The sequence below is a fragment of the Rhodococcus sp. NPDC060086 genome (genome assembly GCF_042730275.1).
In the GTDB taxonomy this organism is placed as follows: Bacteria; Actinomycetota; Actinomycetes; order Mycobacteriales; family Mycobacteriaceae; genus Rhodococcus.
This window is the reverse complement of record NZ_JBHWWZ010000092.1, coordinates 1-5,448: the sequence shown is the minus strand read 5'-3', so window position 1 is coordinate 5,448 and position 5,448 is coordinate 1. Positions and strand designations below refer to the sequence as shown.

The window sequence follows — 5,448 nt, the reverse complement described above, 5'->3', positions numbered from 1 at the left end:
GCCGCGGCGCCGTGCGCATCGCGCTCGGCGCCGCGCCGCTGACCAGCGCCTTCTCCGGCCGCGCCGACATCACCGTCGACGAGGCCGTTGCGCTCGCCACCGCGGCAACAGAGCGCGTCGAGACGGTCCGCGCGTTCACCGTCGACGGCACCGCCTTCCACAACTCCGGTGCATCCGACGCCGAGGAACTCGGCGCGGCCATCGCCGTCGGCATCGAGTACGTCCGCGCGCTCGTCGCTGCCGGTCTGTCTGCCGAACAAGCTCTCGGCCAGATCGAGTTCCGATTCGCGGCCTCCGACGATCAGTTCCAGACCATCGCGAAGTTCCGCGCAGCCCGTCTGCTGTGGGCGCGTGTCGCGCAGGTCGCCGGAGCAGGCGACGCGGGCAATGCGCCGCAGCACGCGGTGACCTCCGCCGCCATGATGGCTCAGCGCGACCCGTGGGTGAACATGCTCCGCACCACCCTCGCCGCCTTCGGCGCCGGAGTCGGTGGCGCCGACTCCGTCACCGTCCTTCCGTTCGACGCAGCGCTGCCCGCCGGCGCCGTCGGAGTATCGGAGGCGTTCTCCGCGCGTATCGCCCGCAACACCAACCTGCTCCTTCTCGAGGAATCCAACCTCGGCCGTGTCCTCGATCCGGGCGCCGGATCCTGGTACATCGAGGACCTGACCGCACAGGTCGCGGCGAAGTCGTGGGAGTTCTTCCAGCAGATCGAAGCGGGCGGCGGCTACCGCACGGCGCTCGACGCCGGGCTGGTCGCGGACCGTATCGCCACGACCCGCGCCCGCCGCGAGTCCGACATCGCGCACCGTAAGACCTCAGTGACCGGCATCAACGAGTTCCCGAACCTCGGTGAGGCCCCGCTGCCCGCAGGCGTCGCCGACTCGGGTGCCTTCGCGGCGCGCTACGCGGCACCGTTCGAGGCGCTGCGCAACCGCTCCGACGTCTACCTCGCCGTGCACGGCTCCCGGCCCACGGTGCTGCTCGCACCGCTCGGCCCGGTCGCCGAGCACAATGTGCGCACCACCTTCGCCAGCAATCTGCTCGCGGCCGGTGGCATCGACGCGATCAACCCCGGGCCGGTGGACCCGAGCGACGACACCCTCGCCGCCGCGGTCCGCGACTCCGGCGCCACCGTCGCCGTGCTCTGCGGCACCGACGCCCGTTACGGCGAGCACGCAGGCACCGCCACCGCCGCGCTGCGCTCCGCCGGGATCACCACTGTGCTCCTCGCCGGCCCGGAGAAGGCCGTGGGGGACGCGCAGGGCGACAACCGTCCGGACGGTTACCTGACCGCGCGTATCGACGCGGTCGCTGCACTGACCGATCTTCTGAACACCCTGGGAGCGTAAGTGAGCATCCAATCCGAGATCGGCAGCTTTGCCGATGTCCCGCTGACAGATCCGGATTCCACGGAACCCGCTGCTCCCACCGCGGAGCAGACCGCCGCGCTCGTCGACTCTGTTGCGTCCGCCAACAACTACACCGTCGACGACGTCGTGTGGACCACCCCCGAGGGCATCGACGTCAAGCCCGTCTACACCAAGGCCGACCGCGACGCCATCGCCGCCGACGGCTACCCGCTCGGCAGCTACCCGGGTATCGCGCCGTTCGTGCGCGGCCCGTACCCGACGATGTACGTCAACCAGCCGTGGACCATCCGCCAGTACGCGGGCTTCTCCACGGCCGCCGAATCCAACGCCTTCTACCGCCGCAACCTCGCGGCCGGCCAGAAGGGCCTGTCGGTGGCCTTCGACCTGGCGACGCACCGCGGCTACGACTCCGACCATCCACGCGTTCAGGGTGATGTCGGCATGGCCGGAGTCGCGATCGACTCGATCCTCGACATGCGTCAGCTGTTCGACGGCATCGACCTGTCGAAGGTCTCGGTGTCGATGACGATGAACGGCGCGGTACTGCCGATCCTCGCGCTGTACGTCGTGGCTGCCGAAGAGCAGGGTGTCACCCCCGAGCAGTTGGCCGGAACCATTCAGAACGACATTCTGAAGGAGTTCATGGTCCGCAACACCTACATCTACCCCCCGAAGCCCTCGATGCGGATCATCTCCGACATCTTCGCGTACACCAGCACGAAGATGCCGAAGTTCAACTCGATCTCCATCTCCGGCTACCACATCCAGGAAGCCGGAGCCACAGCCGATCTGGAGCTCGCCTACACCCTGGCCGACGGTGTCGAGTACATCCGCGCAGGCCTCGACGCCGGCATGGAGATCGACAAGTTCGCACCGCGTCTGTCGTTCTTCTGGGCCATCGGCATGAACTTCTTCATGGAGGTCGCCAAGCTCCGCGCCGGTCGGCTCCTGTGGGCCGAGCTCGTCGAGAAGTTCGATCCGAAGAACGCGAAGTCGCTCTCCCTGCGCACCCACTCGCAGACTTCCGGCTGGTCGCTGACCGCGCAGGACGTGTTCAACAACGTCGGCCGGACCTGCGTCGAGGCGATGGCCGCGACCCAGGGCCACACCCAGTCGCTGCACACCAATGCGCTCGACGAAGCGATCGCATTGCCCACCGACTTCTCGGCCCGCATCGCGCGGAACACCCAGCTGCTGCTGCAGCAGGAGTCCGGCACGACCCGGCCCATCGATCCGTGGGGCGGCTCGCACTACGTCGAGTGGCTCACCCACGAGCTCGCCAACCGGGCCCGCGCGCACATCGCGGAGGTCGAGGAGGCCGGAGGCATGGCGCAGGCCATCTCCGAGGGCATCCCGAAGCTGCGCATCGAGGAAGCCGCTGCCCGCACCCAGGCGCGCATCGACTCCGGCCGCCAGCCGCTGATCGGTGTCAACAAGTACGTGCCCGCAGAGCCCGACAGCATCGAGGTTCTCAAGGTCGAGAACTCGAAGGTGCGTGCCGAGCAGCTCGCGAAGCTCGTCAAGCTGCGCGCGGAGCGTGACGAGGCAGCCACCCAGGCCGCGCTCGCCGAGCTCACCCGCGCCGCGTCGTCCACCGAGGACGGGGCGAGCGGAGCGACGGGGAATGTCTCGATGGAGAACAATCTGCTCGCGCTCGCGATCAACGCGGCCCGCGCGATGGCCACCGGCGGCGAGATCTCCGACGCGCTCGAGAAGGTCTACGGCCGGCATCAGGCCGAGATCCGCACGATCAGCGGCGTCTACCGTGACGAAGCAGGGGAGGCGAGCAACATTTCCACGACCATCGAACTCGTCGAGAAGTTCGCGGAAGAGGAGGGCCGCCGCCCGCGTATCCTGGTCGCGAAGATGGGACAGGACGGCCACGACCGTGGCCAGAAGGTGATCTCCACGGCGTTCGCCGACCTCGGCTTCGATGTCGACGTCGGACCGCTGTTCCAGACACCGGAAGAGGTCGCCCGGCAGGCGGCCGACAACGACGTGCACGTCATCGGCGTGTCGTCGTTGGCTGCGGGACACCTCACACTGGTGCCCGCGCTCAAGGCGGCGCTCGGGGAGGTCGGCCGTGAGGACATCATGATCGTGGTCGGCGGCGTCATCCCGCCCGGCGACTTCGACGAGCTGTACGAAGCCGGTGCCGCGGCGATCTTCCCGCCCGGCACCGTCATCGCTGATGCCGCCGCCGGCCTGCTGACCAAGCTCGGTGCCCGCCTCGGACATTCGCTCGGGAGCTGATGCGCACATGAGCGACACCTCGATCGGGACCACCGCGACGCCTCGGCGTCCGGTCGACCTCGACGCCCTCGCGGAGTCCGTACTCGCCAACGAGCGTGCCGGACTCGCGAAGGCGATCACCCTGATCGAATCGACTCGAGACGACCATCGGAAGCAGGCGCAGCAGCTACTGTTGCGCCTGCTCCCGCAGGCGGGCGGGGCGATCCGGGTCGGTATCACGGGCGTTCCCGGGGTCGGGAAGTCGACGTTCATCGACTCGCTGGGTATGTATCTGATCGGTAAGGGGCACAGGGTCGCGGTACTCGCCGTCGATCCATCGTCGACGAGGACCGGCGGGTCGATCCTGGGTGACAAGACCCGGATGGCGCGGTTGGCAGGAGAACAGGACGCCTTCATCCGTCCGTCTCCGACAGCAGGCACCCTCGGCGGTGTCGCCAAGGCGACCCGCGAGACCATGGTGCTGCTCGAATCGGCCGGGTTCGACGTGATCCTGGTCGAGACGGTCGGTGTCGGGCAGTCGGAGGTCACCGTCGCGAACATGGTGGACTGCTTCTGTTTCCTGACTCTCGCCCGCACCGGCGACCAGTTGCAGGGCATCAAGAAGGGCGTGCTCGAGCTCGCCGACCTCGTCGCGGTGAACAAGGCGGACGGCAACCACGAGCGCGACGCGCGTGTCGCTGCCCGCGAACTGTCCGGTGCGATGCGCATGGTGCATCCACACGACGCAGTGTGGAAGCCCCCGGTGATCACCATGAGTGGGCTGGAACGCGTGGGTCTCGACACGTTCTGGGACACCGTCCTCGAACACAAGAAGGTGCTCACCGAGGCCGGGCAGTTCGACGAGAACCGCAGTCGTCAGCAGGTCGACTGGACGTGGACGATGGTGCACGACCAGCTGCTCCGCCGACTCGAGAGCAACCCGCGCGTCAAGGCGATCCGCGGCGACGTCGAAGCCGGGGTCCGCACGGGGTCGCTCACCGCGGCCATCGGTGCGCAGCGGATCCTGGATGCATTCGACGGTGTCGACGGGGCCGACGGTGTCGACGGGGCCGTCGAGAACGACGGTCCCGCTCTGTGACCCGGAGCGTCGCCGCGCGGATCGTGTTCGCGGTTTTCGGTGTGCTCGCCGCGGTGCATCTGATCGCCCAGCTCATCGATCCCGAGGCGATGCTGGTCGACGCCACCCAATGGCTGCTCATGCCGGTGCTGGCGGCAGCACTGGTCCTGGGCACGACCGCGCCCCGGTCCCGGCTCGTCGAGCTCACGTTGGTGGCATTGACCTTCTCGTGGCTCGGCGACACCGCACCCGACCTGTTCGACGGCGACACCTCGTTCCTCGTGCTCGTCGGATTCTTCCTGTGCGCGCAGGTGACGTACATCGCGGCGTTCATGCCGTACCGGGCCGACAGCGTGCTGCACACACGACGGTGGGTGCTCGCGGTCTTCGCGGTCGCGGTCGTCGTGCTGGTGGCCGTCTGCGCTCCGGGTGCGGGCGTGCTCTTGATCCCGGTGCTGCTCTACGCGTTGTGCCTGGCCGCGATGGCGATCCTCGCCACCGGGGTCGGGCCTACCGTCGCGATCGGCGCGGTGATCTTCGTTGTCTCCGATTCGCTGATCGCATTGCGCGCGTTCATCGACGACTTCCCGCTGCCGCTGTCGGGTTTCTGGGTGATGCTGACCTACATCGCAGCGCAGGTTCTCATCACGCACGGCGTGATGACCCGAGCCCGGGCGACCCGGAGCGAGAACGATGACCGGACTGCGGTTCGTCAGCTGGACTGATCGACAGAGAACGGGCGTGGTCATCACAGCTGTGATGACC

General features: G+C 68.2%; 4 protein-coding genes. All 4 read left to right on the top strand.

Features of this window, described 5'->3' with window-relative positions; genetic code table 11:
* A partial coding sequence (locus ACFWB0_RS25440) for a methylmalonyl-CoA mutase family protein (RefSeq protein ID WP_378493177.1) occupies positions 1–1,352 on the top strand: 1,352 nt, incomplete at its 5' end.
* The gene (scpA, locus tag ACFWB0_RS25435) at positions 1,353–3,626 is read left to right on the top strand and encodes a methylmalonyl-CoA mutase (RefSeq protein WP_378493176.1); all 2,274 of its coding nucleotides are present in this window, start codon (positions 1,353–1,355) and stop codon (positions 3,624–3,626) included.
* 7 nt (positions 3,627–3,633) lie between these two features.
* A complete protein-coding gene (gene meaB, locus ACFWB0_RS25430; RefSeq protein WP_378493175.1) occupies positions 3,634–4,704 on the top strand; it encodes a methylmalonyl Co-A mutase-associated GTPase MeaB in 1,071 nt (356 codons plus the stop codon).
* On the top strand, positions 4,701–5,408 hold the full coding sequence (locus tag ACFWB0_RS25425; RefSeq protein WP_378493174.1) for a lysoplasmalogenase: 708 nt from the start codon (positions 4,701–4,703) through the stop codon (positions 5,406–5,408). The genes meaB and ACFWB0_RS25425 overlap by 4 nt, the downstream gene beginning before the upstream one ends.
* Positions 5,409–5,448 lie beyond the last annotated feature (40 nt).

Bases quoted from the DNA above. Each gene is read 5' to 3' on its own strand.
- meaB (WP_378493175.1), top strand. From the start codon at position 3,634: ATGAGCGACACCTCGATCGGGACCACCGCGACGCCTCGGCGTCCGGTC.